At 72.9% G+C, this 25,462-nt stretch carries 23 protein-coding genes; 3 read left to right on the top strand and 20 right to left on the bottom strand.

The annotated features are described in order from the left end of the window. Window positions 1-104: 104 nt before the first annotated feature. The 3 genes from IEX37_RS10260 to serS all read right to left on the bottom strand — a co-directional run bounded on the left by IEX37_RS10260 (window position 105) and on the right by serS (window position 4,056). Complete coding sequence (locus IEX37_RS10260; protein ID WP_188756178.1) at window positions 105-1,835, bottom strand: PucR family transcriptional regulator; 1,731 nt, start codon at window positions 1,833-1,835, stop codon at window positions 105-107. 104 nt (window positions 1,836-1,939) lie between these two features. Beyond that, a complete protein-coding gene (locus IEX37_RS10255; RefSeq protein ID WP_229663201.1) occupies window positions 1,940-2,767 on the bottom strand; it encodes an HAD-IIB family hydrolase in 828 nt (275 codons plus the stop codon). Next, window positions 2,764-4,056 (bottom strand): serine--tRNA ligase, encoded by a 1,293-nt coding sequence (gene serS / locus IEX37_RS10250; RefSeq protein ID WP_188756177.1) that lies wholly within the window; start codon window positions 4,054-4,056, stop codon window positions 2,764-2,766. Before serS ends, IEX37_RS10255 begins: the two co-directional genes overlap by 4 nt. 116 nt (window positions 4,057-4,172) lie before the next feature. On the opposite strand from serS, the gene IEX37_RS10245 reads away from it, so the two are divergent. Beyond that, window positions 4,173-5,291, top strand: a complete 1,119-nt coding sequence (locus IEX37_RS10245) for a diacylglycerol/lipid kinase family protein (protein WP_188756176.1) — start codon at window positions 4,173-4,175, stop codon at window positions 5,289-5,291. 6 nt (window positions 5,292-5,297) lie between these two features. Here the strand turns inward: IEX37_RS10245 and cls are convergent, their stop codons facing one another. Both cls and IEX37_RS10235 read right to left on the bottom strand, forming a co-directional pair. Next, window positions 5,298-6,758, bottom strand: a complete 1,461-nt coding sequence (gene cls / locus IEX37_RS10240; protein ID WP_188756175.1) for a cardiolipin synthase — start codon at window positions 6,756-6,758, stop codon at window positions 5,298-5,300. A 73-nt stretch (window positions 6,759-6,831) separates the two neighbouring features. Continuing rightward, window positions 6,832-7,044: a hypothetical protein gene (locus IEX37_RS10235; RefSeq protein WP_188756174.1), complete on the bottom strand. Its 213-nt coding sequence runs from the start codon at window positions 7,042-7,044 to the stop codon at window positions 6,832-6,834. 137 nt (window positions 7,045-7,181) lie between these two features. Between IEX37_RS10235 and IEX37_RS10230 the strand changes: the two genes are divergently transcribed. Continuing rightward, a complete protein-coding gene (locus tag IEX37_RS10230) occupies window positions 7,182-8,330 on the top strand; it encodes a DUF4192 family protein (RefSeq protein ID WP_188756173.1) in 1,149 nt (382 codons plus the stop codon). On the opposite strand, the gene lysS is transcribed toward IEX37_RS10230, so the two are convergent. From lysS to tilS, 14 genes are all read right to left on the bottom strand, one after another. Beyond that, window positions 8,323-9,849 carry a lysine--tRNA ligase gene (lysS, locus tag IEX37_RS10225; protein ID WP_188756172.1) on the bottom strand — a complete coding sequence of 509 codons (1,527 nt, stop codon included), beginning with the start codon at window positions 9,847-9,849 and terminating at the stop codon, window positions 8,323-8,325. The genes IEX37_RS10230 and lysS overlap by 8 nt on opposite strands. A gap of 97 nt (window positions 9,850-9,946) precedes the next feature. Continuing rightward, on the bottom strand, window positions 9,947-10,912 hold the full coding sequence (locus IEX37_RS10220) for a pantoate--beta-alanine ligase (protein WP_188756171.1): 966 nt from the start codon (window positions 10,910-10,912) through the stop codon (window positions 9,947-9,949). Window positions 10,913-10,964: 52 nt separating this feature from the next. Beyond that, window positions 10,965-11,669 carry a DUF2520 domain-containing protein gene (locus IEX37_RS10215; RefSeq protein WP_188756170.1) on the bottom strand — a complete coding sequence of 235 codons (705 nt, stop codon included), beginning with the start codon at window positions 11,667-11,669 and terminating at the stop codon, window positions 10,965-10,967. Between the two features lies 1 nt (window position 11,670). Further along, entirely contained in the window at window positions 11,671-13,401 is a 1,731-nt protein-coding gene (locus tag IEX37_RS10210; protein WP_188756169.1) for a PH domain-containing protein, read from the bottom strand. A gap of 62 nt (window positions 13,402-13,463) precedes the next feature. After that, window positions 13,464-14,030, bottom strand: coding sequence for a PH domain-containing protein (locus tag IEX37_RS10205; protein WP_373286264.1), 567 nt, complete (start codon window positions 14,028-14,030; stop codon window positions 13,464-13,466). Window positions 14,031-14,109: 79 nt separating this feature from the next. Then, window positions 14,110-14,652 (bottom strand): DUF3180 family protein, encoded by a 543-nt coding sequence (locus IEX37_RS10200; protein ID WP_188756167.1) that lies wholly within the window; start codon window positions 14,650-14,652, stop codon window positions 14,110-14,112. Next, window positions 14,649-15,194, bottom strand: coding sequence for a 2-amino-4-hydroxy-6-hydroxymethyldihydropteridine diphosphokinase (gene folK / locus IEX37_RS10195; RefSeq protein WP_188756166.1), 546 nt, complete (start codon window positions 15,192-15,194; stop codon window positions 14,649-14,651). The genes IEX37_RS10200 and folK overlap by 4 nt, the downstream gene beginning before the upstream one ends. 99 nt (window positions 15,195-15,293) lie before the next feature. Continuing rightward, window positions 15,294-15,680, bottom strand: coding sequence for a dihydroneopterin aldolase (folB, locus tag IEX37_RS10190; protein WP_188756165.1), 387 nt, complete (start codon window positions 15,678-15,680; stop codon window positions 15,294-15,296). Next, the gene (gene folP / locus IEX37_RS10185; protein ID WP_229663200.1) at window positions 15,677-16,522 is read right to left on the bottom strand and encodes a dihydropteroate synthase; all 846 of its coding nucleotides are present in this window, start codon (window positions 16,520-16,522) and stop codon (window positions 15,677-15,679) included. The genes folB and folP overlap by 4 nt, the downstream gene beginning before the upstream one ends. Then, window positions 16,519-17,124 carry a GTP cyclohydrolase I gene (gene folE / locus IEX37_RS10180; RefSeq protein ID WP_188756164.1) on the bottom strand — a complete coding sequence of 202 codons (606 nt, stop codon included), beginning with the start codon at window positions 17,122-17,124 and terminating at the stop codon, window positions 16,519-16,521. Before folE ends, folP begins: the two co-directional genes overlap by 4 nt. A 45-nt stretch (window positions 17,125-17,169) precedes the next feature. Continuing rightward, a complete protein-coding gene (gene ftsH / locus IEX37_RS10175) occupies window positions 17,170-19,173 on the bottom strand; it encodes an ATP-dependent zinc metalloprotease FtsH (protein WP_188756163.1) in 2,004 nt (667 codons plus the stop codon). A gap of 154 nt (window positions 19,174-19,327) precedes the next feature. Continuing rightward, window positions 19,328-19,879, bottom strand: a complete 552-nt coding sequence (gene hpt, locus IEX37_RS10170; protein ID WP_188756162.1) for a hypoxanthine phosphoribosyltransferase — start codon at window positions 19,877-19,879, stop codon at window positions 19,328-19,330. Window positions 19,880-19,915: 36 nt separating this feature from the next. Next, window positions 19,916-22,036: a putative bifunctional diguanylate cyclase/phosphodiesterase gene (locus IEX37_RS10165; RefSeq protein WP_188756161.1), complete on the bottom strand. Its 2,121-nt coding sequence runs from the start codon at window positions 22,034-22,036 to the stop codon at window positions 19,916-19,918. A 159-nt stretch (window positions 22,037-22,195) separates the two neighbouring features. Next, entirely contained in the window at window positions 22,196-23,179 is a 984-nt protein-coding gene (gene tilS / locus IEX37_RS10160; protein ID WP_188756160.1) for a tRNA lysidine(34) synthetase TilS, read from the bottom strand. Between the two features lie 162 nt (window positions 23,180-23,341). On the opposite strand from tilS, the gene IEX37_RS10155 reads away from it, so the two are divergent. Next, the gene (locus IEX37_RS10155) at window positions 23,342-23,878 is read left to right on the top strand and encodes an inorganic diphosphatase (protein WP_188756159.1); all 537 of its coding nucleotides are present in this window, start codon (window positions 23,342-23,344) and stop codon (window positions 23,876-23,878) included. A 99-nt stretch (window positions 23,879-23,977) separates the two neighbouring features. Here the strand turns inward: IEX37_RS10155 and IEX37_RS10150 are convergent, their stop codons facing one another. Continuing rightward, window positions 23,978-25,426 (bottom strand): peptidoglycan DD-metalloendopeptidase family protein, encoded by a 1,449-nt coding sequence (locus tag IEX37_RS10150; RefSeq protein ID WP_188756246.1) that lies wholly within the window; start codon window positions 25,424-25,426, stop codon window positions 23,978-23,980. Window positions 25,427-25,462: the final 36 nt, after the last annotated feature.

Raw genomic sequence — 25,462 nt, 5'->3', positions numbered from 1 at the left:
CGCGGAGATCTGCACGACTTCGGACCGGATCCGCAGGATCGGCTCCGAGGATCTGCAGATCTCCGCGCGGCGTGCAGGCGCGGCGTGCAGGCGTCGCGGCGGGCTCAGCCGCGCCGGCGCACGAGCTCCGGGATGATGCGCAGCTGCAGCTGAGCCGCGAAGCGGGCCTCGGGGTCGGACAGGTCCATCTCCCCGACCTCTGCCAGGCGGCGCAACCGGTAGCGGAACGTGTTGGGGTGGATGTGCAGCGCCTCGGCCGCGGAAGACACGTCGCCCAGGTGATCGAGCCACGCGCGCAGCGTCTCGACGAACTGCGTGTCGTTGGCGCGGTCGTGCTCGAGCAGCCGCGCGACAGCGCCGGTCGCCTGTTCCTCCCCCGCCGCCACGCGGTCGCGCAGTTCGAGCAGCAGCGACTCGACGTGCACGTCGCGGAACAGCGCCACCTGGGAGGTGCGGCGTCCCGAGGCGGACGCGCCGTGCTCGAGGCGCACGCGCAGCGCCCGCTCCGCCGCCTCGCGCGAGCGCACGACGCCGCGGGGGCCGCTCGCGACCCGGCCGATCCCGATCAGCACGGGCGTGCGGGCGCCGATACGTGCGAGGAAGTCGTTCGCGAGCCGCGCGACCTGGGCCTCGCCGGTCTCGGGCGAGGCGACGGGCAGCAGGCCGTAGATCGTACCGCCCAGCAGTGCCGCGCAGGCCTTCGGATGGACGGCGGCGAGGTGCATCGCGACGGCATCCGCGATCCGCTGCCGCTGCGCCTGCCGATCGCCGGCCCCGTGCAGTCCCTCGGGATCGTCGTCGGCGATCTCCGCGGCGAGCACCGTCACGGGCGATCCGTCGAGACCGAGCCGTTCCAGCGCGTACGCGGCATCGCTGCCGCCCTCCAGCGCCGTGCTCAGCAGGTCCGCGCGCAGCCGTCGTTCCGCATCGGCACCGGCGCGCAACCGCAGCAGGTGCAGCGCGACGAGCTTCGCCGAGTCCCGCAGGGCGGCCGTCCGCTCGCTGCTGAGCTCTTCGGGCACGGCGGCCCAGATCGAACCGAGGATCTCGCCGCCGGCCCGCACGGCGATGGCGCAGCGCGGCTTCACCTCGACGCCGTCGGACGTGAGCCGGATGTACACCGGATCCTCACTCGAGTAGAGCTTCTTGAAGAACCCCGCCTCGGTCAGCAGCCGCGCGTAGCGCTCCGGCACCTGGCGCTCGAGGATCGTCTCGATGCGCGAGGCGTCCGCGCCGTCCTGCTTGCTGGAGAACGCCAGCACACGGGAGTTGCGGTCCTCGATCGTGATGGGTGCATCGAGCAGCGCCGCGATCGCGTTGGCGATCGCGAACAGGTCACCGGTGGGCACCCCGCCGATGACGTCCTGCGTCCGGTCCGGCTCCGGCTCCGTCAGCAGCGCGGCCACCATCGCGCTCAGCTGGGTCCAGGATGCTCCGCGCGTGAGCCCGAGGAGCGCGATGCCGTGCTCGCGCGCGACCACGGCGGTCGCCTCGTCGAGCACGACCGGCTCCCGCAGCACGACGGCGCCCGCGCCCTGCGCGCCCAGGCGAGCGACCAGCGCGCGCAGCTCCGGGCCGGCGGACAGGCCGACGCCCAGCACGACGGCGCCCTCCGAGACCGCCTGCTCGTCGAGCGGATCGAAGACGACGACACCGCCCACGCGGCGATCCGGATCGGGCACGGGCGCGAGCGGGGCCAGGAAGGTCGACCCGAGCTCCTCCAGCACGCGCTGCAGTCGCGGCAGCGTGCGCGGGGCGGTGTCGCGACGTCCGGGCGCGAGCGCGCCGGGGACCGCGGTGTCGCGGCGCGGCGGGGCGGGGAACGAGCCGAGCATGCGTCCCACCGTAATCCCGGCCGCGTGCGCGCCGCCTCTCGGCGGGCATCTCTTCATCGGATCGAAACACGCGCGACGCGCCCGGAGGGCACGACGGCGTTCCGTCAGCTCGTGGCAGCGCGGGCCAGCAGCAGGTCGAGCGCCTCCGCGACGCCGCCCTCCTGGACCGTGCCCGTGATGTCCGTCGACACCTCGACGACCTCGGGCGGCGCCTGGCCCATCGCGAACGCCCGCCCGCCGTGCGAGGCCGCCCACTGGAACATCCCGATGTCGTTGCGGCCGTCGCCGATCACGACGACGTCGGCGGGGTCGATGCCCTGCCACTGCCGCACCTGCTCGAGAGCGGTGCCCTTGTCGACGCCCTTGGGGGCGATGTCGAGCCAGGCCGTCCAGCCCACCGCGTAGGAGACCTGCTGCAGGCCGATCTGGTCGACCAGCTCCAGGAAGTCCCCCTCGGAGTGCTCGGGCGAGACGACGACGATGCGCGCCACCTCGATCCCCATCATCTCCTCGAGCTCGACCTGGCGCGCGGTCTCGCGCTCGAGCCCCCAGTCGTCCACGTACTGCGTGTACAGACGGGTGCCGTCCGCCAGCTCCGCCAGGTAGTTGGCGTCGGGCAGCTGCTCGCGCAGCAGCGTGAGCACGGCCGTCGCGTCGAACGTCTCGGTCGTGTGCCGGGCGTAGCCCGTCTGCTGGTTCGGGTCGCGCGACAGGATCGCCGCGCCGTTCGAGCAGACGACGTACTCGGGCAGGATCGCCAGCCTGTGCAGGATGTACGACGTCGCCTCCCAGCTGCGCCCCGTCGCGATCGTGACGATGTGTCCGGCCTCGACCGTGCGGCGCACCGCGGCCTCGACGCCGGGGCTGAAGCTCTCGTCCTCGAGCACGACCGTGCCGTCGAGGTCCAGTGCGACGAGCATGCGTCCGGTCACGCGATCGGCTCCAGGATCTCGAGTCCCCCGAGGTAGGGGCGCAGCGGCTCGGGCACGAGGACCGAGCCGTCCGGCCGCTGGTGCGTCTCGAGGATCGCGACGATCCAGCGCGTGGTCGCGAGCGTGCCGTTGAGCGTCGCGACGTGCTGGGTCTTGCCACCCACCGCGTCGGAGGACGGGCGGTGCCGGATGTCGAGCCGGCGGGCCTGGTACGTCGTGCAGTTCGACGTCGATGTGAGCTCGCGGTAGGCGTTCTGCGTCGGCACCCACGCCTCGGTGTCGAACTTGCGCGCGGCGCTGGACCCCAGGTCGCCCGCCGCGACGTCGATCACGCGGTACGCGAGACCGAGTGACTGCAGCATCTCCTCCTCGAGGGCGAGCAGGCGCTCGTGCTCCGCCTCCGCGTCCTCCGGCGCGGCGTAGACGAACATCTCGAGCTTGTTGAACTGGTGCACCCGGATGATGCCGCGGGTGTCCTTGCCGTGCGAGCCGGCCTCGCGGCGGTAGCAGGTCGACCAGCCGGCGTAGCGGAGCGGCCCGTCCTGCAGGTCGATGATCTCGTCCTTGTGGTATCCGGCGAGCGCGACCTCGCTCGTGCCGACGAGGTAGAGGTCGTCAGCCTCGAGGCGGTAGATCTCATCGGCGTGCGCGCCGAGGAAGCCGGTGCCCGCCATGATGTCGGGACGCACGAGCGTGGGCGTCACCATGGGGACGAAGCCCGCGTCGAGGGCCTTGGCGAGCGCGTAGTTCATGAGCGCGATCTCGAGCCGCGCGCCCACCCCCTTGAGGAAGTAGAACCGCGCGCCGGAGACCTTGGCGCCGCGCTCCATGTCGATCGCGCCGAGCTTCTCCCCCAGCGCGAGGTGATCGAGCGGGCCCTCGGGGAACTCGGCCGGGTCGAACGAGGGCACCTCGCCGACCTCGCGCAGCACGACGAAGTCGTCCTCTCCGCCTGCGGGGACGGCGTCGAGCACGATGTTCTCGATGCGCCCGGCGGCGGCCGCATACGCCTCCTCGGCCGCGGTGACCGCCTGCTGCGCCTCCTTGACCCGGTTGGCGAGATCCTTCGCCTGCGCGACGAGCCCGGCCTTCTCGTCCTTAGGCGCCTGCGCCACCCGCTTGCCGAACGCGTTCTGCTCGGCGCGCAGCTCCTCGAACGCGGTGATGGCGGCGCGCCGGGCCCTGTCGGCCTCGATCGCGGCGGTGACGGTCTCGGGCGAGTGCCCGCGCGCCACCTGCGAACGGATGACGCGGTCGGGGTCGTCGCGAAGCAGAGCGGGATCGATCACCACGCCAGTCTAGGCGCGCGCTGACGCGATCGCCCCGCCCCGCGGGGCGCGCTCCGCTCCCCGACCGCGGCCCTGCGCTCCACGGGATTCCGCGCGGGCCGCTCTAGGCTGACCGCATGCGCTCCAGCACCTCCGCCGCCCGCCGCGCGGCGCTCGTGTTCAACCCGGTCAAGGTCGACGGACCCGCGCTGCGCGCTCTGGTCGAGCAGCACTCCGCGGAGGCCGGATGGGCGCCGCCCCTGCTGCTCGAGACGAGTGTCGAGGATCCGGGGCAGCAGACGACCCGGCAGGCGCTCGAGGAGGGCGTGGACGCGCTGCTCGTCGCCGGCGGCGACGGCACGGTGCGAGCCGTGTCGGAGGCCGTGCGCGGGTCGGGCGTGCCGCTCGCGATCGTGCCGAGCGGCACCGGCAACCTGCTGGCCCGAAACCTGCTGCTGCCGCTCGACGGACCCGAGCAGATGGTGGAGGCGGCCTTCGACGGGGACACGGTGGACGTCGACATCTGCGTCGCGGTGCTGAGCCGTCCCGACGAGACGACCGAAGAGCACGCCTTCGTCGTCATGGCGGGGATGGGCCTGGACGCCGCCATGATCGCCAACACCCGCCCGGAGCTGAAGAAGTCGGTCGGCTGGGTCGCCTACGTCGACGGCGCAGCGCGCTCGCTCGCGCGCGCCGAGCCGTTCCGCGTCATGTACGAGATCGACCGGGCGCGCGCCCGGCCGATCGGCCCCGTGCGCACGCTGACCTCCGCGCGCCTGCACTCCGCGCGGGTGCAGAGCATCCTGTTCGCCAACTGCGGCGAGCTGCCCGGCGGCATCTCCCTCATCCCCGACGGCTCGGTCGTCGACGGGCAGCTGGATGTCGCGCTCGTGCAGCCGACGGGTCCGCTGGGCTGGCTCGGCGTCTGGCGCAAGGTGTGGTGGGACAACTCGGTGCTCCGGCGCACGCGCGCCGGACGCGCGCTGGTCGAGCGCCGCGGCCGCGACACGTCCGTGCGCTACCTGCGCGGGGTCGCCGCCGAGGCGGCCACGCCCCGGCCCCAGCCGGTGGAGCTGGACGGCGACGAGTTCGGCGAGGCGATCCGGGTGGCGTGCCGCGTCGAGAAGGGCGGGCTCACGGTCGCGGTGCCGAAGGGGCACGACGTGCGCCGCGAGCAACCGCAGGCGCAGGAGCGCCGGGCGGCGCGGGAACGCCGGGCGGCGCGGCGCGCGAAGAAGCGCGGCGCCGACGCGTAGCGCGGCTCACTGCAGCGCGGACGTGAGCCGCGCGAGGTTGTCGAGCACCGTCGAGCGCAGGGGCTGCTTCAGCCACTCCTCGAGGGTGAGCTCGCGGCTGAGCTCCCGGTACTCGGCCTCCACGTCCCGCATCTGCTGCACGAACTCCTCGCCGCGCACGAGCAGCGAGATCTCGAGGTTGAGGCCGAACGATCGCATGTCCATGTTGCTGGACCCGATCACGGCGACCTCCTCGTCGATCGTGAGGCCCTTGGTGTGCAGGATGTACGGGCGGGGGTACATCCAGATCTTCACGCCGGCCCGCAGCAGCGCCTCGTAGTAGCTGCGCTGCGCGTGGTAGACGACGGCCTGGTCGCCCACCTCGGACACGAACAGCTCCACCTGCACGCCGCGCTTCGTCGCGGCCGTGATCGCCAGCAGCAGCGCCTCGTCCGGCACGAAGTACGGACTGATCATGATGATCTTCCGGTGCGCCGCGTAGAGCAGGCCGAGGAAGAGGCGCAGGTTGTTCTCCACCTCGAACCCCGGCCCGGAGGGCACGACCTGGCAGTCCAGGTCGCCCGTGCCGGCCTCCATGTGCTCGAGGTCGATGCCCTCGGGCACCGAGTCCGCCTCGCTGTACCAGTCGGACAGGAACACGGCGTTGACGCTCGACACGATCGGGCCGTCGAGCCGCACCATCAGGTCGACCCACTGCAGGCCGCGTCGGATGTTGGCGCGGACGTTGTAGCTCGGGTGCGTGATGTTCTGGGAGCCGAGGAACGCCACGTCGCCGTCCACGACGAGGAGCTTGCGGTGGTTGCGCAGGTCGGGCCGCTGCCATTTGCCGCGCAGCGGCTGGATGGGCAGGGCGAACCGCCACTCGGCCCCCATGGCCTCGAGACGCCGGATCGTGCGCCGGTGGTGCGGCTTGACGAGGTTCGCCCAGTGGTCGAACAGCACGCGCACGGGGATGCCGCGCGCGCACGCCTCCTCCATCGCGCGGAAGAAATCGTCGGTCGCGTCGTCGGACTTGAGGATGTAGAACTCGACGTGCACGTAGGACCGCGCCGCCCGGATGGCGGCGGCCATCTCGGCCAGGCTCTCGTGATAGTCGCGGATGAGCCGGGCGCCGTTGTCGCCCGCGAGGGGGAACGCGCCGAGCTCGCGGTTCATGTGGACGAGCGACGTGAACCAGCTGGGCTCGTTGGGCCGCAGCCGGCCGCGCTCGAGGTGCTCGCGCGCGCCGCGGATGTACTCGTTGGTCTGCTCCTGCCGGCGCCGGCGGTCGCGCGGCAGCCGGGGGTTGCCGATCAGCAGGAACAGCAGCAGCCCCGGGATCGGCATGAAGTAGATCGCGAGCAGCCAGGCCATGGCGGAGGTCGGCCGGCGATTGCGGGGGATGACGATGATCGCCGCGATGCGGATCGTCAGGTCGACGATCGTGAGGACGATGATCCACCACGATGTGCCGATGAGAACGTCCACCTACGCCGCCTCTCCTGCTCGGGACCAGCGTAGTGGCTCGGCACGGCGCACCCTGGCGCGGCCGGGCCGGTGATCAGTCGGCGGCGGCGCGGGGTGCGGGGTCGGCGCCGTCGTCGGCGCGCGCCGGCAGGCCGCGCTTCGCGCGTTCCTCGGCCTCAATGCGCGCGTAGACGCGTCGCTCGGTCCGGTCGAAGCGGAGGATGCTGCGCAGGACGAACCAGAAGACCACGCAGATCGCCGCCGTCGGAAGCAGCGACCATACGACAGCGGCCCAGTAGTTGTCCACGGCGTCCATCGTACGCGCGGATGCTGGGAGACCTCCGCCCGCGGACTCCTCGCTCACAGGACGGACTCGGTCGGCGGTCTCTCGCATCGGGCCGGATCGGCGCCCGCGGCCGGACACCGGGCGCGACGATCGCCTGCATGACCATCGTGATCTCGTGCGAGGACTCCGCACGCTTCCTGTCCCTCGTCCCCCACGTCACCCGCTGCACGCCGCGCGACAGCCTGGTCCTGGTCCCGTTCGCGGATCGCCGCACGGTCGGCGCGATGCGCGTCGATCTGCCCGGCCCTCTCCACGCGGAGCATCCGGGGTACGCCGAGTTCGCCGCGACCGTCGTGGGGAACGTGTGCCAGGTGACCGTCGCGAACCGCGTCGCCGTCGTCGTCTACACGGACGACCCCTACCGCGACGCGACGGGCCGGATCGCCCGTGCCGCTCTCGTCGATTCCGTGCTGCGCCGCCTGGAAGGCTGCGACCTCGAGATCGTCGAGGCGCTGTGCGTCGCGGCCGACGGATGGGGTTCCTACCTCGAACCGGACGGCCCGTACGCCGGCCACCCGCTCGACCGGATCCGCCCCGAGGACATCCCGGTCGGCGACGGCGAGCCCCCGCTCGGGGATCAGGCGGCGGGGTCCGAGCTGCCCGCGAGCGACCTCGCCGAGCGCGAGCGTGTCGGCCGCGCGCTCGCGGGGGCGGCGGTCGGCCTCGACGACGGACGCCTGACGGAGCGGATCGAGGACGCGCTGGCGTGGGACCCGGCGGCCCTGCACCCGCAGGACGCCGCCGAGTTGATCCTCGTGCTGGATCGCCCCGCGACCCGCGACGTCGCCCTCACGCAGTGGTGCGGAGGCCTCGCCGAGGGACGCGCCGCGCAGCGGTGGCAGCTCGCCTGGTCACGGGGCGAGGCGCCCGCGCTCGACGGCCCGCTGCGGCTCGCGGGCGAGGGGCCCCGGCCCGACCCGGAGCGCCTGCAGCGCGCCCTCGATCTGGCGCGCCGGCTCGCCGCGTGCGCCCCGCGCCCGCGCCGCGCCGGGCCGCTGGCAGCGGCCGCGTGGCTGGCATGGGCCCTGGGCAACTCCACGCACGCGGCGCACTACGTGGATCTCGTACGGGAGCTCGATCCGGACCACGGGCTCGCGGACATCATCGCGACGATGATCACGGCGGCCTACCTGCCCGCGTGGGCGTACGACCGTCCCATCCCCGGCCCGCCCCCGAAGAACCGCGCGGAGCGCCGCCGGTGGGCGAAGTCCCGCCGGGACGAGGCGCGCCGCGGGCGGCCTACTTGACCAGCGGGAAGAGGATGGTCTCGCGGATGCCCAGGCCCGTGATCGCCATGAGCAGCCGGTCGATGCCCATGCCCATACCCCCGGTCGGGGGCATGCCGTGCTCGAGCGCGCGCAGGAACTCCTCGTCGATGCGCATCGCCTCGTCGTCACCGCGAGCGGCGAGCGCCGCCTGCTCGACGAAGCGCTCGCGCTGGATCACCGGGTCGACCAGCTCGGAGTACCCGGTCGCGAGCTCGAAGCCCCGCACGTACAGGTCCCACTTCTCCACGACACCCGGCACCGAGCGGTGCTCGCGCACGAGCGGGCTGGTGTCGACGGGGAAGTCCATGACGAACGTGGGACGCTCCAGGCCGCCCTTGACGAAGTGCTCCCAGAGCTCCTCGACGAGCTTGCCGTGCGTGGCGTGCGGCGGGACGTCGACGCCGCTGGCCTCGGCGAGCGCCAGCAGCTCGTCCATCCCCGTGGCGGGCGTGATCTCGACGCCCGCGGCGGCGGAGAGCGACGGGTACATCGAGACCCGGTCCCAGTCCCCGCCCAGGTCGAACTCCGTGCCGTCCGCCCACGTCACCGTGGTGGAGCCGGCGACCGCGATCGCCGCGTTCTGGACCAGCTCCTGCGTGAGGTCGGCGATGCCGTGGTAGTCGGAGTAGGCCTGATACGCCTCGAGCATGGCGAACTCGGGGCTGTGCGTCGAGTCGGCGCCCTCGTTGCGGAAGTTCCGATTGATCTCGAACACACGGTCGATGCCGCCCACGACGGCCCGCTTGAGATACAGCTCGGGCGCGATCCGGAGGTACAGCTCGGTGTCGAACGCGTTCGAGTGGGTGACGAACGGGCGCGCCGTGGCGCCGCCCGGCTGCACCTGCAGCATGGGCGTCTCGACCTCGGTGAAGTCGTGCGCGGCGAACGTCGTGCGCAGGCTCTGATTGACCGTGGCGCGGGCCCTGACCGTGTGGCGGGCCTGCTCGCGCACGATGAGGTCGAGGTAGCGACTGCGGACGCGGCTCTCCTCGTTCAGCTCGGTGTACATGTTGGGCAGCGGGAGGATGGCCTTCGCGGCGATCTCCCACTCCGCGACCATGATCGACAGCTCGCCGCGACGGCTCGAGACCACCTCGCCCGACACGGCGACGTGGTCGCCGAGGTCGACGAGCTCCTTCCATCGCTGCAGCGACTCGTCGCCCACGTTCGCCAGCGACACCATCGCCTGGATGCGCGACCCGTCGCCCGCCTGCAGGGTCGCGAAGCAGAGCTTGCCCGTGTTGCGGCTGAACACGACGCGCCCGGCCACCGCCGCGGTCTCGCCCGTCTCGGCGCCCGCCTCCAGGCCGGAGTACTTCTCGCGCAGGGCCGGGATGGCGTGCGTCACGCGCACCGCGACGGGGTACGCGCCGCCGGCCGCGCTCTCCCGCTCGGCGATCAGACGCTCGCGCTTGGCGAGACGCACGGCCTTCTGCTCGAAGATGTCCTCGTCGTCTGCGGCCGCGTCGGCGGCGCCCGGTGCGGGCGTTTCAGTCATGGGGGTGCTCCTTGAAGTCTGCCGTCCAGTCTACGGAGCCCCGCGCGCGCCGCCCGCCGCGCGGCTGCCGCGTACCCCCGCGATGCGCGCGCGGCGGTCAGGCGACGGGAGCGGCCGCGCGCCGGGGCGACGCCTCGGCGAGCGCCGCGAGCAGGCTGCGGCGCCGGGTCTCGTCGTCACGGTGCCGGCCGGAGGTCCAGGGCCGCGGAGCGGCCGACCGCTCGCCGCCGAGCTCCAGCTCCGCGTTGTCGACGAAGCGATGGCCGCCGACCTCGATCGCCGCGAGCGCCAGACCCGGTCCGCAGTGGTCGGGCGCGACGGGGAGGAACGTCCGCGGGTCCACCACCGCGAGGTACTCCGTCGAGATGCGGCCGTCGCCCGACAGCACCTGCTGGGCCGCCGCAAGGCACGACTCGACGCCGTGCTCGGCGCTCGCGAGAGCGGCGTCGAGCGCCTGCGGCAGCTTCGCCGCCGCGTCGCGGTCGGCCGCGTCGAGCAGGCCGACGCGCGTCGAGATCGGGAGGTCGTCGAGGCTGCGCACGGTCTCGACGGCGTCCACCGACACCCGCAGGCCGAGCCGCGCGACCAGCCGCCGCACCAGGAACACCCGCTGCGCGTCGCGCATCCCGTACACCGCGACATCCGGCTCCACGGCGCGTAGGAGCGCGGCCTCGACGCGCAGCACGCCGTCGAGGTGCTCGGCGCGCGCGAAGTGCGCGTGCTCGCCGCCCAGCTCGGCGACGGTCGTCCCTGCGTCCTCCGCGGCCGCGAGCAGCTCGTCCCCCTCCGGCACGAACACGGCGTCGACGCCGAGCTGGTCGAGCAGCTCGAGGTCCTCGTCGAGGCGGCGGGGGTAGGTCTCGTACTCCGCGGCCGTGCGAAAGCGCAGCGGGTTGACGTAGATCGAGACGACGACGGCATCGGCCCGGCGGCGGGCGTGGCGGATGAGCTCGGCGTGGCCATCGTGCAGCGAGCCGGAGGTGGACACCAGGGCGACCGTTCGCCTGGCGCCGTTCCTCAGCTCGTCGACGCGGGTCCGCAGCTCGGGTACGGAGCGGATCACGCGTAGAGCGTACTCGCCTCCGCGGGCGCCGGATGCATCGGCCCCCGATTCGTCACCCGACCGTTGGCATCCCATCACCCGGAGGCGCGCCGTCCGCGAGCGCGTGGTCGACCGTCGAGCGCACCAGCGCCGACAGGTAGCCGCCCGGGTTCTCCACGCCGATGCCGCGCAGCATGCCCGTCGCCTGCCGCACGATCTGACGCGAGAACTCGGAGGCCGTCTCGATCGCCTCCCCGTACGCGGGGCGATCCTCCTCCGCCACCACGACCGGTTCGCAGCCCAGCTCGACCGCGAGCGCCTGCGCGATGGGCAGCACCGCGGACGGAGCGGTCACGGCCGCGTAGGCCGCGGCGAGCTGCCGCAGATCGATGCTCGTGCCGGTGAACGCGATCGCCGGGTGCACGGCCAGGGGGATCGCGCCGCGCTCGGCGGCCGGCCGCAGCACCTCGGTGCCGTGCGCCGCATCCGTGTGCATCACGAGCTGGCCGATCTGCCACGCCCCCAGGTCCGCAAGCCCCGCCACGAGGCCCGGGAGCTCGTCCCGCGGCACGGCGACCACCACGAGCTCGCTGCGGCGCACGACCTCGAGCGCGTCGAGCACCGGCACCCCGGGCAGGATCGCCTGCACGCGCTCGTCGTCGGACCCGTGCGTGATGCCCGTCAGCGCGTGCCCGGCCCCGGCGAGCGCGGCCCCCACGACGGGGCCGACCCGACCGGCGCCGATGATGCCGACCCCCAGGCGTCCGTCCCGCCGCACGTCACCCGTCCCCGGGCACAGGGCCGGGCCCGCCCCCGGGCCCGTCGGGAGCGTGGTCGCCGAACGTGGCGACGTGCTCGGCCCAACGGTGCGTGCGGTCGGCGGAGGCCGCGGCGACCGCGCCGCGGCGCACCTCGTCGAACATCGCGAGGGCGTCTGCCCGGTCGAGGCCGACGACCTGGCCCGAGACCGGGCCGGCCACGGTGTGCGCCTGCCCCCAGGCCACGCCCTGCAGCCTGTCCACGGGCCCCTGAGCCACGCTGACGCCCTGCAGGCGTGCGAGGGGGAAGATCGCGAGCTTGCGCCACATCCTGCCGCGACGCAGCAGCAGCGCGTAAGGAGTGACGGCGTAGCCGTGGCGCCGCCACGAGAACGGCCGGCGCCACCGCGCGCGGCGCGGCATGGTCCGGTAGGGGTCCCCGCTCACGGGCCCGAGGATCCCGTGCTCCCACACGAGGGGCAGATCCGTCACCGGCGCGTCGGGAACCACGAGCGCCAGCACGCGCTGCACGTCCTCGCGCGTGCCGACCGGCAGCACCACGCTGAACTGCTGCGCGCTTCCCGACTGCTGCTGCATGGCGCTCTTTCCGGACATGCGGTTGACCTTGACGGTCCACCAGCCGAACGGGCGCCACAGCAGCGACTGCGAGACCTCTACGGCGAACACGCGCCCCGGCGGCAGGGTCTCGGTGACGGTCGTGAACAGGCCGTACGTGATGCGCACGCCGTCGGGCGTCGGGGCGATCGCGTAGCGCAGCGAGCGCGAGATCTGGGCCCACGTGATCGCGACGACGGCGATCACGAGCGGGATGCCCGTGCCGAGCGCCGCCCCGAGCAGCACGAGCCACCCGCCGTCGTCGGCGTTCGCGATGGCGATGGGCACCATGAAGGCCATCACGACGGCGAAGATCAGCAGGAAGAACCCCAGCCAGATGACCCCGCTGATCGCCTGCGAGCCGATGAGACGCCCCGTCGGGATCTTCACGACGCTCTCGGGAGCGACGTCCGCCAGGTCGACGCCCTCGATCAGGCCGCTGACGCCCTCGTTGAGCGTGCCGACCAGCTGACCACGGGCTCCCTGCGGCGCCTGGCCGCCCTCACGCGCGGTCTGGCGCGCGGCGCGCAGGCCGGACGCGAGCCGGAGGATGTCGGCGCGCACCGCCTCGGCGCGAGTCGTGGCGAGGTACTCGAGGTCGACGTTGGCGTCCGTGCCGGCACCCACCACCTCGAGCTTGGCCATCCCGATCAGCCGCGCCGGGAAGGGGCGCGTGAGGTTCACGCCCTGCACGCGGTCGAGCGGGGCGCGGCGGTGCGAGCGGAACACGATGCCCTTGCGCACCTCGACGTGCTCGCCCGTGACCCGGAACTGCTGGAACCGCCACACGAGCCAGAACGCCAGGACCAGCACGACGAGGACGCCGAACGTGATGAGCAGCGCGAGCAGCACGAGGTTGTTCGCGAGCACCCAGTCGAGCGCATCCCCGCCGCCGTAGTCGTCGACGTGGACCTCGTCGGGCGTGAAGAGCGCGACGAACCAGAAGATCAGCCGGTCGCGCATGTTCGACAGCACGATGCCCGCGACGATCAGCAGCACGAGCCCGCCCTTGAACAGCGGCGTCAGCGGGTGCAGGCGGTGCCACTCGCCGTCGGCGAGCGCCGAGCGGCCGCCACCGGGGAGGACGGCCGCTCCGGGCGCGGCAGCGGTCGCTCGGGGCGCGGCAGCGGTCGGCACGCCGGCGGGACCGTCAGCCGGGAACGCGTCGCCTCCCTCGCGGGGCGGTTGCGGCGGAAGGCTCACAGCCCGGTCCGGCGGGTCTCGGCGACCTCGATCAGGGTGTCGCGCAGCGTCTCGGCGGCCTGCTGGGACAGACCGGGGATCTCGACGCCGGTCGTGGCCGCCGCGGTCACGAGCTTGAGCTTCGCGATGCCGAAGGCGCGATCCATCGGGCCGTGCGTGATGTCGACGAGCTGCATGCGCCCGTACGGGACGGCGACGATCCGCTGCCACAGGATGCCCCGGCGGAAGACGATGTCGTCATCGCGCAGCATGTAGCCGATCGAGCGGGCCTGGCGCGGCAGCACCAGCTGCGTCGCGACCGTGAGGAGGATCATCGCCGCCGCCGGGATCCACACCCAGTTCTGGTTCAGCACGAGCGCCACGAACAGCGCGACACCTACGACGCCCACGACGAAGATGCCGTTCTGCAGCGTCTGCGATGCGACGTACTTCGGCGAGATCTGGTGCCACGTCCCGTCGAGCGTGAGGCGCCCGGCGCCCCGGGGCTCGTGCAGCGAGGTGTACGTGCCAGCGTCGAGCGTCTCCGGGGCAGGGCGGGCCTGCGCATCCGCGGCGGCCGGCACGGCGGGCACGGCCGGCGTGGCAGGCGTCGCCCCGGGGGTGGCGGCGGGCGTGCCGTCGGGCGCGGCGGCCCGCTCCGGCTCAGGCGTCGTCGGGCTCTCTGTCATCGGGATCGTGTGACCTTCCAGTGTCCGGGGAGCCTGCGCCCGCGGACCCCTCGTCCCCGGTGCCGGGACCCTTCGGCAACGTGCAGAAATGCTCGGCGACGAGCGCCGCCACCACGAGCAGAGCACCCGCCGCCGCGGTGGCGAAGAGCGTCGTCATCGAGCCTAGCGCCGGGACGACGGGACGGGTGGCGACGAACAGCAGCATGCCCACCGCAGCACCCCCGACCCCGGCACCGACGAGGCTGGACGCCTTCGCCAGCACCACGACCGTGAGAGCGCGGAAGGGGTCGACGCGCGGCGCCGCGGGCCGGCCGGGCGCGGCGGGACGCGTCGAGCGACGGACCGGCCAGGCCACCGCGAGGCACAGCGCCCCGAGCGCGACGAGCAGCACGGGCAGGCCGATCACGGGGGTGAAGGTGGGCCGGCCCGCCGAGGTCAGGACCTGGTCGATGAGGAACCCGGCGCCGCCGCCGAGCACGGCGGCGACCAGGAGCGCGAGCGCGGACGTGCGTCTCACGCGCCGCCTCCCGCCCCGGCGCGCAGGGCGGCGAGCAGTTCCGACACCCTGCCGCGTCCCGGCAGCACGGCGTCGGGCTGCACCTCGAGCCACGGCGCGAGCACGAAGTCGCGCTCGGCGGCGCGGGGATGCGGCAGCAGCAGCCGGGGGTCGTCGGACACGACGTCGCCGTAGGAGACGAGGTCGAGGTCGAGCGTGCGCGCACCCCACCGCTCGCGGCGCTCGCGACCGTGGCGCGCCTCGATCGCGTGGAGCTGCGCGAGCAGCACGCTGGGCGCGAGTCGCGTGCGTACGAGTGCCACCGCGTTGAGATACGACGGCTCCGACTCGTCCGGGCCCGCGAGCGTCACCGCGACCGAGTCGATCGGCTCCGAGGCGACGACCTCGTCCACGAGCGGCAGCCGCCGCAGCTCCTCGACCGCCTCGGCCAGCGTGGCGGCGCGGTCGCCGAGGTTCGCGCCGAGCGCGACGACCGCCGTCACGGGTTCGCGCGGCGGCACGGCCGGCGGGTTCCCCAGCGGCTGCGCCAGGAGCTTGCTCATCCGCTCATCCTCTCGTCCGTCCCGCTACGTCGATCCCGCATGTCCCACTTCCCGACGCTATCCGCCCGTATTCCGACCGCAAGGGGGACATGCTCGGCGTCAGGCGGTGTCGTCCGGCTCCCGGGAGGCCCGGACCGTGACCGAAACGTCCTCGAACGTCGCCGGAATGGGCGCCTGGGGCTTGTGCACCGTGACGGCGGCGGCCTGCACCCGCCGGTCCGCCATGACGGCCCCGGCGATCCGGTGGGCGAGCGTCTCGATGAGATTGACCGGCTCGCCCTGGACGATCGCGACGACCCGCTCGGCGAGCTCGCCGTAGTGCACCGTGTCGGCCACGTCGTCGCTGGCGGCCGCGCGCCGCATCGTCTCGGCGGCGAGGTGCAGCTCGACGTCGATCACGAACTCCTGGCCGTTCTCCCGCTCGAAGTCGAACACGCCGTGATAGCCGTAGGCGCGCAGCCCGCGCAGCCGGATCAGGTCGCTCATGCCCGCTCCTCCTCGACGGTGCCGTCCCACGCCGCCGCGACGGCGAGCGCGTCGCGCGTCGCCCGCACGTCGTGCACCCTGACGCCGTAGGCGCCCTGACGGGCGGCGAGCACGCTCGTCACGGCGGTCGCGAGGTCGCGGCGCTCGTTCGTCGCGTCGTCCCCCAGGGCCGTCGCGAGGAACCGCTTGCGCGACGTGCCGACGAGCACCGGGAGCCCCAGCGCGCGGACGTGGTCGAGCCGGCGCAGCAGCGCCCAGTTCTGCTCCCCCGCCTTCGCGAAGCCGATGCCCGGATCGACGATGATCCGCTCCCGCGCGATCCCCGCCGAAACGGCCGCGTCGACGCGCTCCCGCAGCTCCGCGGCGACCTCGCGCGCGACGTCCGCGTACTCGGCCCTGGCGTACATGTCGGCGGACGGACCGCGCCAGTGCCCCAGTGCGATCGTAGCGCCGGCGGCTGCGACGGTGCGCAGGATCTCGGGGTCGGCGAGCCCCCCGGAGACGTCGTTGACGATGCGGGCGCCCGCTGCGAGCGCGACGCAGGCCGTCTCGGACCGGTACGTGTCGACGCTGACGACGGCGCCGTCGCCCGCGAGCGCCTCGATCACGGGAAGCACGCGCCGGATCTCCTCCTCGGCGCCCACGGGCGTGGCTCCCGGTCGGGTGGACTCGCCGCCCACGTCGAGGACCGTGGCTCCCTGCGCGCGCAGCTCGCGGCCGTGGGAGATCGCCCTGTCGCCGTCGAAGAAGGCGCCCCCGTCGCTGAACGAGTCGGGCGTGACGTTGACGATTCCCCAGATCTGCACGCGCGAGCTCGCAGCTTCCGGACCCGCGCCGGTCACGACGCCGCCTCGCCCGCGCTCGCCGCGCCGACCAGGGCCATCACCTCGGCCCGCTGCACGGGATCGGCCAGGGCCCCGCGAGCGGACACGGTGACCGTCGACGTGTCCGACTGCCTCCCGCCCCGCATCGTGACGCACTGATGGACCGCGTCGAGCACGACCAGCACACCCCGCGCGTCGAGCGAGCCCGCGATCGTGTCGGCGATCTGCTCGCCGAGACGCTCCTGCACCTGCGGTCGCGCCGCCAGCACGTCCACGACCTTGGGCAGCGCGCCCAGACCGACGACCTGCTCGCCGGGGAGGTAGGCGATGTGCGCCCGGCCCGCGAACGGCAGCAGGTGATGCTCGCAGACGGAGCGGAAGCGGATGTCGCGCAGCATGACCACGCCCGACGGCAGCGTGTCCGGGGCGGGCCCGTGCGCCACGCTGATCGTGTGGGACAGCGGCTCGGCCGCGTCCACTCCCACGCCGGAGAAGAACTCCGCATACGCGTCGGCGACGCGCTGGGGGGTCTGGCGAAGCCCCGGTCGATCCGGGTCCTCGCCGACGGCGAGCAGCAGCTCCCGAGTCAGCGCAGCGATGCGCTCCCTGTCCACGGCCATCCGGCCATCCTAGGCTGTGTCGGTCATCGTCGCGTCGTCGGGGCGCTACGCGGTCGCCGGTCGCGCCTGGCCCGTGGCCGGCCGGTGCGCGGGGGCGGCGCTCGCCTGCTGCGCGGAGGTGGCCGCGGCGATGCCGTCGGTCTGGACCCGACGCGGCACCTGCACGGGCGGCAGCGGCGAGACCGGGCGCTCGCTGCTGGAGAGCCACTGCGGGCGCGGCGGCAGCTTCTTCACGTCGCGGAAGATCTCCTCGAGCTGGGTGTGGTCGAGCGTCTCGTGCTCGAGCAGCGCGAGCGCCAGCTTGTCGAGGATCTCCCGGTTGGCGTTGAGCACCTGGTACGCCTCGTTGTGCGCCTGCTCGATGAGCGCGCGCACCTGCGCGTCGATGCGCTCGGCGATGCGCTCGGAGTAGTCGCGGCCGTGGCCCATGTCCTTGCCCATGAACACCTCGCCGCTCGAGGAGGCGAGCTTGACGGGGCCGACCTCGGTGGTCATCCCGTACTCGGTGACCATCTTGCGCGCGATGCCGGTCGCCTTCTCGATGTCGTTCGACGCGCCCGTCGTGGGATCGTGGAACACGATCTCCTCGGCGACGCGTCCGCCCATCGCGTAGGTCAGCTGATCCTGCAGCTCGTTGCGGGTGACCGAGTACTTGTCCTCGAGCGGCAGCACCATCGTGTAGCCGAGGGCCTTGCCGCGCGGCAGGATCGTGATCTTCGTCACGGGGTCGGTGTGGTTCATCGCCGCCGCCGCGAGCGCGTGACCGCCCTCGTGGTAGGCCGTGATGAGCTTCTCCTTGTCGTTCATCACGCGCGTGCGCCGCTGCGGGCCCGCGATCACGCGGTCGATCGCCTCGTCCAGAGCCCGGTTGTCGATCAGCTGCGCGTTGGAGCGCGCGGTCAGCAGCGCGGCCTCGTTGAGCACGTTCGCGAGGTCGGCGCCCGTGAATCCGGGGGTCTTGCGCGCGACCACGTCGAGGTCGACGCTGTCGGCGAGCGGCTTGCCCCGGCCGTGCACGTCGAGGATGCGCCGCCGTCCGGCCAGGTCGGGCGCGTCGACGCCGATCTGGCGGTCGAAGCGGCCGGGGCGCAGCAGAGCCGGATCCAGGATGTCGGGACGGTTGGTGGCCGCGATCACGATGACGTTGGCCTTCGGGTCGAAGCCGTCCATCTCGACGAGCATCTGGTTGAGCGTCTGCTCGCGCTCGTCGTGGCCGCCGCCCATACCGGCACCACGGTGGCGGCCGACGGCGTCGATCTCGTCGATGAAGATGATCGCGGGCGCGTTCTCCTTCGCCTGATTGAACAGGTCGCGCACACGGCTGGCGCCCACGCCGACGAACATCTCGACGAAGTCCGATCCGGAGATGGAGTAGAACGGCACGCCCGCCTCGCCCGCCACGGCGCGCGCGAGCAGCGTCTTGCCGGTGCCGGGAGGGCCGTACAGCAGCACGCCCTTCGGGATGCGCGCGCCGAGCGCCTGGAACTTGGCGGGGTCCTTGAGGAAGTCCTTGATCTCCTGCAGCTCCTCGATCGCCTCGTCCGCCCCCGCGACGTCCGCGAACGTGACGTCCGGGTGCTCCTTGTTGGCGAGCTTGGCGCGGGACTTGCCGAACTGCATCACCTTGCCACCGCCGCCCTGCGCGCTCGAGAGCAGGAACCAGAACAGCACGCCGAGCAGGAGGATCGGCAGCATGAGCGAGAGCATGCCGTCGAGCCAGGTCGCGCGCGGGACGGCGTCGTCGTACCCGTCGGCGGGAGCGGCCTCGTCGACGGCCGCGACGACCTCGTCGGCTCGGGCGCTGACGTAGTAGAACTGCACGTCGCTCGCGCCGTCGTGCGGCTCCGACAGGCGCAGGTCGACGCGCTGGTCGCCGTCGGTGATCAGCACCTCCTCGACCGTGCCGCCGCGGAGGAGCTCGAGCCCCTCCTGCGTCGTCACCTGACGCGTCGCGGTGAGGCTCGAGATCAGCGAGAACCCGACGAGGAGGAGCACGCCGACCAGCAGCACATAGATCAGCGGATTGCGGGTGAGCTTCTTGAAGTCCATGGTGTGGGGGTGATTCCCCGACCCCTCCTGTCGGTGCGCGCTGTCGCTCCCGCGACATTCCCTCAGGCTACCTCGCGGTATCTATGCCTCGTCTGGGATTCGCCCACGGCGTACGATTCGCCCCCGGGCCGGCGATCCGTGCGGCACCGGGCCCTCAGGCGTACACGTGGGGTGCGAGGATCGCGACGTCCCGGAGGTTGCGATACCGCTCGGCGTAGTCGAGGCCGTAGCCGACGACGAACTCGTTGGGGATGTCGAAGCCGAGGTACCGGCAGTCGATCTCGACCTTGGCCGCCTCGGGCTTGCGCAGCAGGGCGAGGACCTCGATCGACTCCGCGCCGCGGGAGGCGAAGTTCTCCAGCAGCCAGCTGAGCGTCAGGCCCGAGTCGATGATGTCCTCGACGATCAGCACGTGCCAGCCGTGCAGGTCGGTGTCGAGGTCCTTGCGGATCTGGACGACGCCGCTCGACTTCGTGCCGCTGCCGTAGCTGGACACGGCCATCCAGTCCATCGCGACGTCCCGCGTGAGGTGGCGGGCGAAGTCCGCCATGACCATCACGGCACCCTTGAGCACACCCACGAGCAGCAGGTTCTTGCCCTCGTAGTCCGACTCGACCTGCGCCGCGAGCTGTCCGAGCTTCTCGTGGATCTGCTCCTCGGTGACGAGGACGGTCGTGAGGTCGGATGCGATGTCGGCGGCGCGCATAGCGGCGAGTCTAATCGGCGGGCCCGAGGGATCCGCTCAGACCAGCTGCACGCCCTCGTCGGGCACGTCGACCGCTCCTCCGGCCGCGACCTCCGGCACCCGCTCGGCCGCGACGGGCTGGCCCGTCGGGTCCCCGGTGCGGGCGGCGCGGATCGCCTCCACGGGCTCGGGGCGTCCGAAGAGGAAGCCCTGCGCCTCCTCGCAGCCCGCGCTGCGCAGGACTGCGAGCTGCTCCGGAGTCTCGACGCCCTCCGCGAGCGCGCTCATCCCGAAAATCCGGCCCATCGACATGATCGCCTGCACGAAGGCGAGCGTCTCCTGCTCGGTGCCGGGGCTGGCGATGACGGAGCGGTCGATCTTGATCCGGTCGAAGGGGAACGACCGCAGCACCTCGAGCGACGAGTATCCGGATCCGAAGTCGTCGAGCGCGATGCCGACGCCCATCGCCTTGATCGCGCGCAGCGTCTCCTGCGCCCGCTCCTTGTCGGCGAACACGGCGGATTCGGTCAGCTCGAGCTCGAGGCGCGCGGGTGCGAGGCCGGTCTCGTCGAGCACGTCCCGCACGACGCCGGCGAGGTCCTGCTCGGTGAGCTGCACGGCGGAGACGTTGACGGCGATGCGGTAGGGCGGATCCCACGTCGCGGCCTCGGCGCACGCGGTGCGCAGCACCCATTCGCCGATGGGGACGATCAGTCCGCTCTCCTCGGCGAGGGGGATGAAGGACCCGGGCGGGACGGTGCCCAGCCGCGGATGCTCCCAGCGGATCAGCGCCTCGTATCCGCGAGGCGCGCCCGTCTGCAGCGACGTCTGCACCTGGTAGTGCAGGATCAGCTCGCCGCGCGCCACGGCCTGGCGCAGGTCCGCACCCAGGCCCCGGCGCAGACGGGTGCGCTCGTCGAGCTCGGCGTCATAGAAGCACACGCCGTGCTGCAGACCCGCCTTCGCCCGGTACATCGCGAGGTCCGCGTTCGCCGTGAGCACCGCGCCGTCGGTGGCGTCGTCCGGGAACATCGCCACACCGATGCTCGCACGGGGCACGATCTCGTCCCGCTCCGCCTGGATCCAGATGGGCGCGGACAGCGCCTCCTCCAGCCGGGTCAGGAAGGCGCCCGGCTCGGCGTCGCTGAGCACGCGCACGAGCGCCGTGAACTCGTCGCCGCCGACGCGAGCGACGAACTCCCCCTCGCGCCCGGCGGTGAGGGCGCCGAGCCGCGCGCCGATGACGCGCAGGACCTCGTCGCCGGCGGCGTGGCCGCGCAGGTCGTTGACGTCCTTGAAGTCGTTGATGTCGATGACGACGAGCGCGAGACGCTCTCCCTCGGCACGCGCCCACTCGATGTCGGTGTTCAGTCGCTCGTTGAAGCTCGCGCGGTTCGGAAGCCCCGTGAGCGCGTCGTGCATGGCAAGACGCTGCAGCCGCGCGACCGTGTCGGCGCGGCCCCGGGAGTCGATCAGGTATCCCGCGACGCCGGCGCTGATCACCACGAGCGACAGGAAGACGATCGTCATGCCGAGCACGCGCAGCGACTCGGGGTCGATTCCCTCCCCCGCCGATGCGGCCGGGACCACGTGGAAGGCGGCCATCCCCGTGAAGTGCAGGAGCAGCACCGACAGCACGAGCAGCGCCCACATGCCGTCGCGCGACCGGCGCCCCGCACGTCGTCCCACGTACAGCGCGGCTGCCGACACGCCGATCGAGAACGCGACCGACAGCGCCACGAGTGGCACATCCCAGGTCACCGTGCCGTGCACGCGGTACGCGACCATGCCCATGTAGTGCATGACCGCGATCGACAGTCCCACGACGGCACCGCCGATCGCCGGCCGCACGCGGGCGTTCCGCCCCGTACCGGCGATCGCGATCCCGAGCGAGCCGCCCCCGACGGCGACGACGAGGGACAGCATCGTGAGGAACCGGTCGAAGGTCACCGCGGTGCCCGCCTGGTAGGCGAGCATCGCGACGAAGTGCGTGCACCAGATGGACACGCCCGTCGACAGGGCCGTGAGGAAGATCCAGCCGATGCGCTGATTGCCGCTGGAGTCGACCAGACGCGGGAAGAAGCGGGACGTGGCCCACGCGCCGGCGATGCAGAGCAGGAGCGCGAGGAGCAGCAGCGCCGGGTCATGGCTGTGCAGCAGATGGTGAACCGGGGTCATCTCCGGGGCCTCGCCTCTCTCCTCCACCTCTGGAGTCCGCGGAGGGCGGTCGGCGCTCCTCCTCCCGAGAGGCGCGCTGATTCTAGCAATCTCCCGTGTCGCAACCGGGTTGTGTGACGGCCCGACCCGCCGGACGGTCGCGAGCGCGGCGAGCGGGACTCACGCGCGTGCGGTGAACACGATCAGCGCGCCGCGGCGCGCTGCCGTGCAGCCGGGCAGATCGATGGGCCCCTGCCCCGACCAGTCCGTGACCAGCCGCGCGACCTCGAGGGTCTGCGCGCGCGTGAGCGCGACGCCGAACTCGCTGTCAACGACGTAGCGGATGACACGGTGACGCAGCGCGACGGGATTGGCGGCGAGCGCGGCCACCGAGACGGCGATCCCCGCCTCCGCAGGCTCCACGATGTCCTCGATCGTCTCGTCGATCATCTCGGCGAAGGCCTCCGCGTCCTCGCGCAGCTGCTCCGCCGTCCGGGCGAGGGCCTCGGCGATGCCGGGGCCGAGCTCCGCTTCCAGCACGGGCAGGACGCGCTCGCGCACGCGGACGCGCGAGAAGCGGTCTTCGGCGTTGTGGGGGTCATGCCAGGGCTCGAGCCCCTGCGCGGCGCACGCGGCGTGAGTGACGGCGCGGCGCACGCCCAGCAGCGGGCGCGCCCAGGCGACACCGCCGTCGTCGCGCGACGGCGGCATGCCCGCCAGGCTCGTGCCCCCGGCGCCGCGCGCGAGGCCGAGCAGCACCGTCTCGGCCTGATCGTCGAGGGTGTGCCCGAGCAGCACGGCCGCGGCGCCGCGCGCCGCCGCCGCAGCGCGCAGCGCCGCGTACCGGGCGTCGCGGGCGGCTGCTTCGGGGCCTCCCGCCCCCGTCACCTCCACGCGGACGACCTCGGCGTCGTCGATGCCCAGCGCCCGCGCCTGATCCGCCGCACGGGCGGCGACGGCGGCGGATCCGGTCTGCAGACCGTGGTCCACCGTGACGCTCGCGACGCGGATGCCGCGCTTGCGGGCCTCGAACGCGGTCGCGGCGGCGAGAGCGAGGGAATCGGCGCCCCCCGAGAGCGCGACGAGCGCCGTCCCGCCCTCCGCGACGCGGCTCAGCGCGACACGGACGGCGCGGCGGACGGCGGCGACGGAGGGATCGAGCACGCGACAACGCTAGGGCACGCGCGCTCCGCGGGAGTGCAGGGTGGGCCGCGGCCTGCGCCGGAAAGCCGCGCGGCCGGGACGCTCTAGGCTTGTCGCGGTACATTTCCGGGGCCCGAGGCCGCCGGAGCTTTTCGGGCCACCGACTTCCAAGGAGCAATGGGCATGGGCGCGTACGACGCAGTCATCGAGATCCCGCGGGGCAGCCGCGTGAAGTACGAGGTGGACCACGGCACGGGCCGTGTGTTCCTCGACCGCGTGCTGTACACGACGTTCGGCTACCCCACCGACTACGGGTTCTTCGAGAACACGCTCGGCGAGGATGGCGACCCGCTCGACGTGCTCGTCGTCATGGACCACACCGTCTACCCGGGCGTGGGCGTCAAGGTGCGCCCCGTCGCCGTGCTGAAGATGAAGGACGAGGCCGGCGGCGACGACAAGGTGATCGCCGTGCTCGCGAAGGACCCGCGCTGGGACCACATCCAGGACCTGGGCGACCTGCCCGAGTACACGAAGAAGGAGATCGCGCACTTCTTCGAGCACTACAAGGACCTCGAGCCGAACAAGTGGGTCAAGGTGGACCAGTGGGGCGACGCGGCCGAGGCCGAGCGCCTGGTGTCCGAGGCGTACGAGCGCTTCGAGGAGCACGAGGGCCAGACCCGCACGCAGGGTGAGGGCGAGGCGCCGAACAGCCGCGCCTGACCTCGTCAGGCTTCAGGGGCTCGCCTTCCGGCGGGCCCCTTCTGCGTTCTCGGGAAGCGTCCGGCGAGCGAGCCGGACCGGGCCTGCGATCGCGCGGGGTCAGACCGAGATGCCGCGCGCGGCCAGGAAGTCGATCGGGTTGACCGTCGGGCCGCCGACGTAGACCTCGAAGTGCAGGTGGCAGCCGAAGGAGTTGCCCGTGTTGCCCTCGTACGCGATGACCTGCCCCGCGTTGACCCACTGGCCGTAACCGACCAGGATGCCGCCGTTGACGATGTGGGCGTATCCCGTGCCGACGCCGCCGCCGTGGTCGATGCGAATGTAGTTGCCGTAGCCGCCGTTGTACCCGGCGAACGTGACCGTGCCGCTGCTGGCCGCGTAGATGGGGCTGCCGCATCCGGCCGCCAGGTCCACGCCCGCGTGGAACGAGCTCGAGCAGTAGCTCGGCCCGCACTGGGACGTGCGCCAGCCGTAGCCGGAGGTCCGCCATCCGCTGCTGGGACGCGCCCAGCCACTGCCCTGGGGAACGCCGCCGTTGCCCGCCGGGGCCTGGGCGGGAGGAGGCGCACTGCCTCCACCACCACCACCGCCGCCGCCACCGCCGCCGCCGCGCGCAGCGGCCTCTGCGGCCTCACGGGCGCGACGCTCGGCCTCCTCCGCCGCGCGGCGAGCGCGTTCCGCCTCGAGGCGGCGCTGCTCCTCCTCGTACGCGCGCTTGGCGGCGACGCCCTTCTCGTAGTCGGCGACGGTCTTGCTCGTGGTGTCCTTGAGGGCCGCCAGCTGACCCTCGAGGGTCACCATGTGCGCCTCCTGGTCGGCGAGCGCCTGCTCGGCAGCGGCCTGAGCCTGCTGCGCGGCGACCATCTTCTCCTCGGCGATCTTCTGCAGGCGGTCGCGCTCGGCGCGCGCCACCTCTGCCTGGTCCGAGAGCGACTGCGCCGAGTCGCGCGCCGCGACGGCCTCGGCGTAGATCTTCTCGCTACCGGCGATGAGCTTGTCCATCTGGCCGAGCTTGGTCAGCAGCTCGTCCGCGCTCGCGGCGGACCCGGCGAAGAGCACCTCGAGCGACGTCCCGTCGCCTCCCGTGCGGGACAGCTGCGCCGCGACGCGCGCGGCGTTGGTCGCCGCGGTCTGGGCCAGCTCGGCCTGCTCGTCGGCCTGCTTCTGCAGCTCCTCCGCGCGGTAGGCGGCGGTGAGGAAGTCCTGCTGCGCGGTGTAGTACTCGTCCGCGGCCAGCTGCGCCGCCGCGCGCGTCTCCTGCACGCGGCGCGTGAGCTGCGCGATCATCTCCTCGAGACGACGGATCTCGGCGGCCTTGCGGGCCTCGTTGCCCTTGGCGGCCTGCACGTCCTCCCACGACGGGTAGTCGTCCGGGTTGTACGTGACCGCATAGGCCCGCGGGGCGACCGAGGCGCCCACGCCGATCGCGGCGGCGCCGATACCGGCGAGAGCGAGCGCGCTGCGGCGGCTCAGAGGCCCCCACATCCGGCGTCGCTCCTCAGCGGTGGGCGCGCAATCGCACTCCTCCGTCGACGTCGAGGCGTCCATCGGGTCGGTCACCGCCTGTTTCACATCCGCAACAGT

This window comes from Microbacterium album, from assembly GCF_014643695.1.
Lineage (GTDB): Bacteria > Actinomycetota > Actinomycetes > Actinomycetales > Microbacteriaceae > Microbacterium > Microbacterium album.
This window is presented reverse-complemented; position numbering and strand designations above follow the sequence as displayed.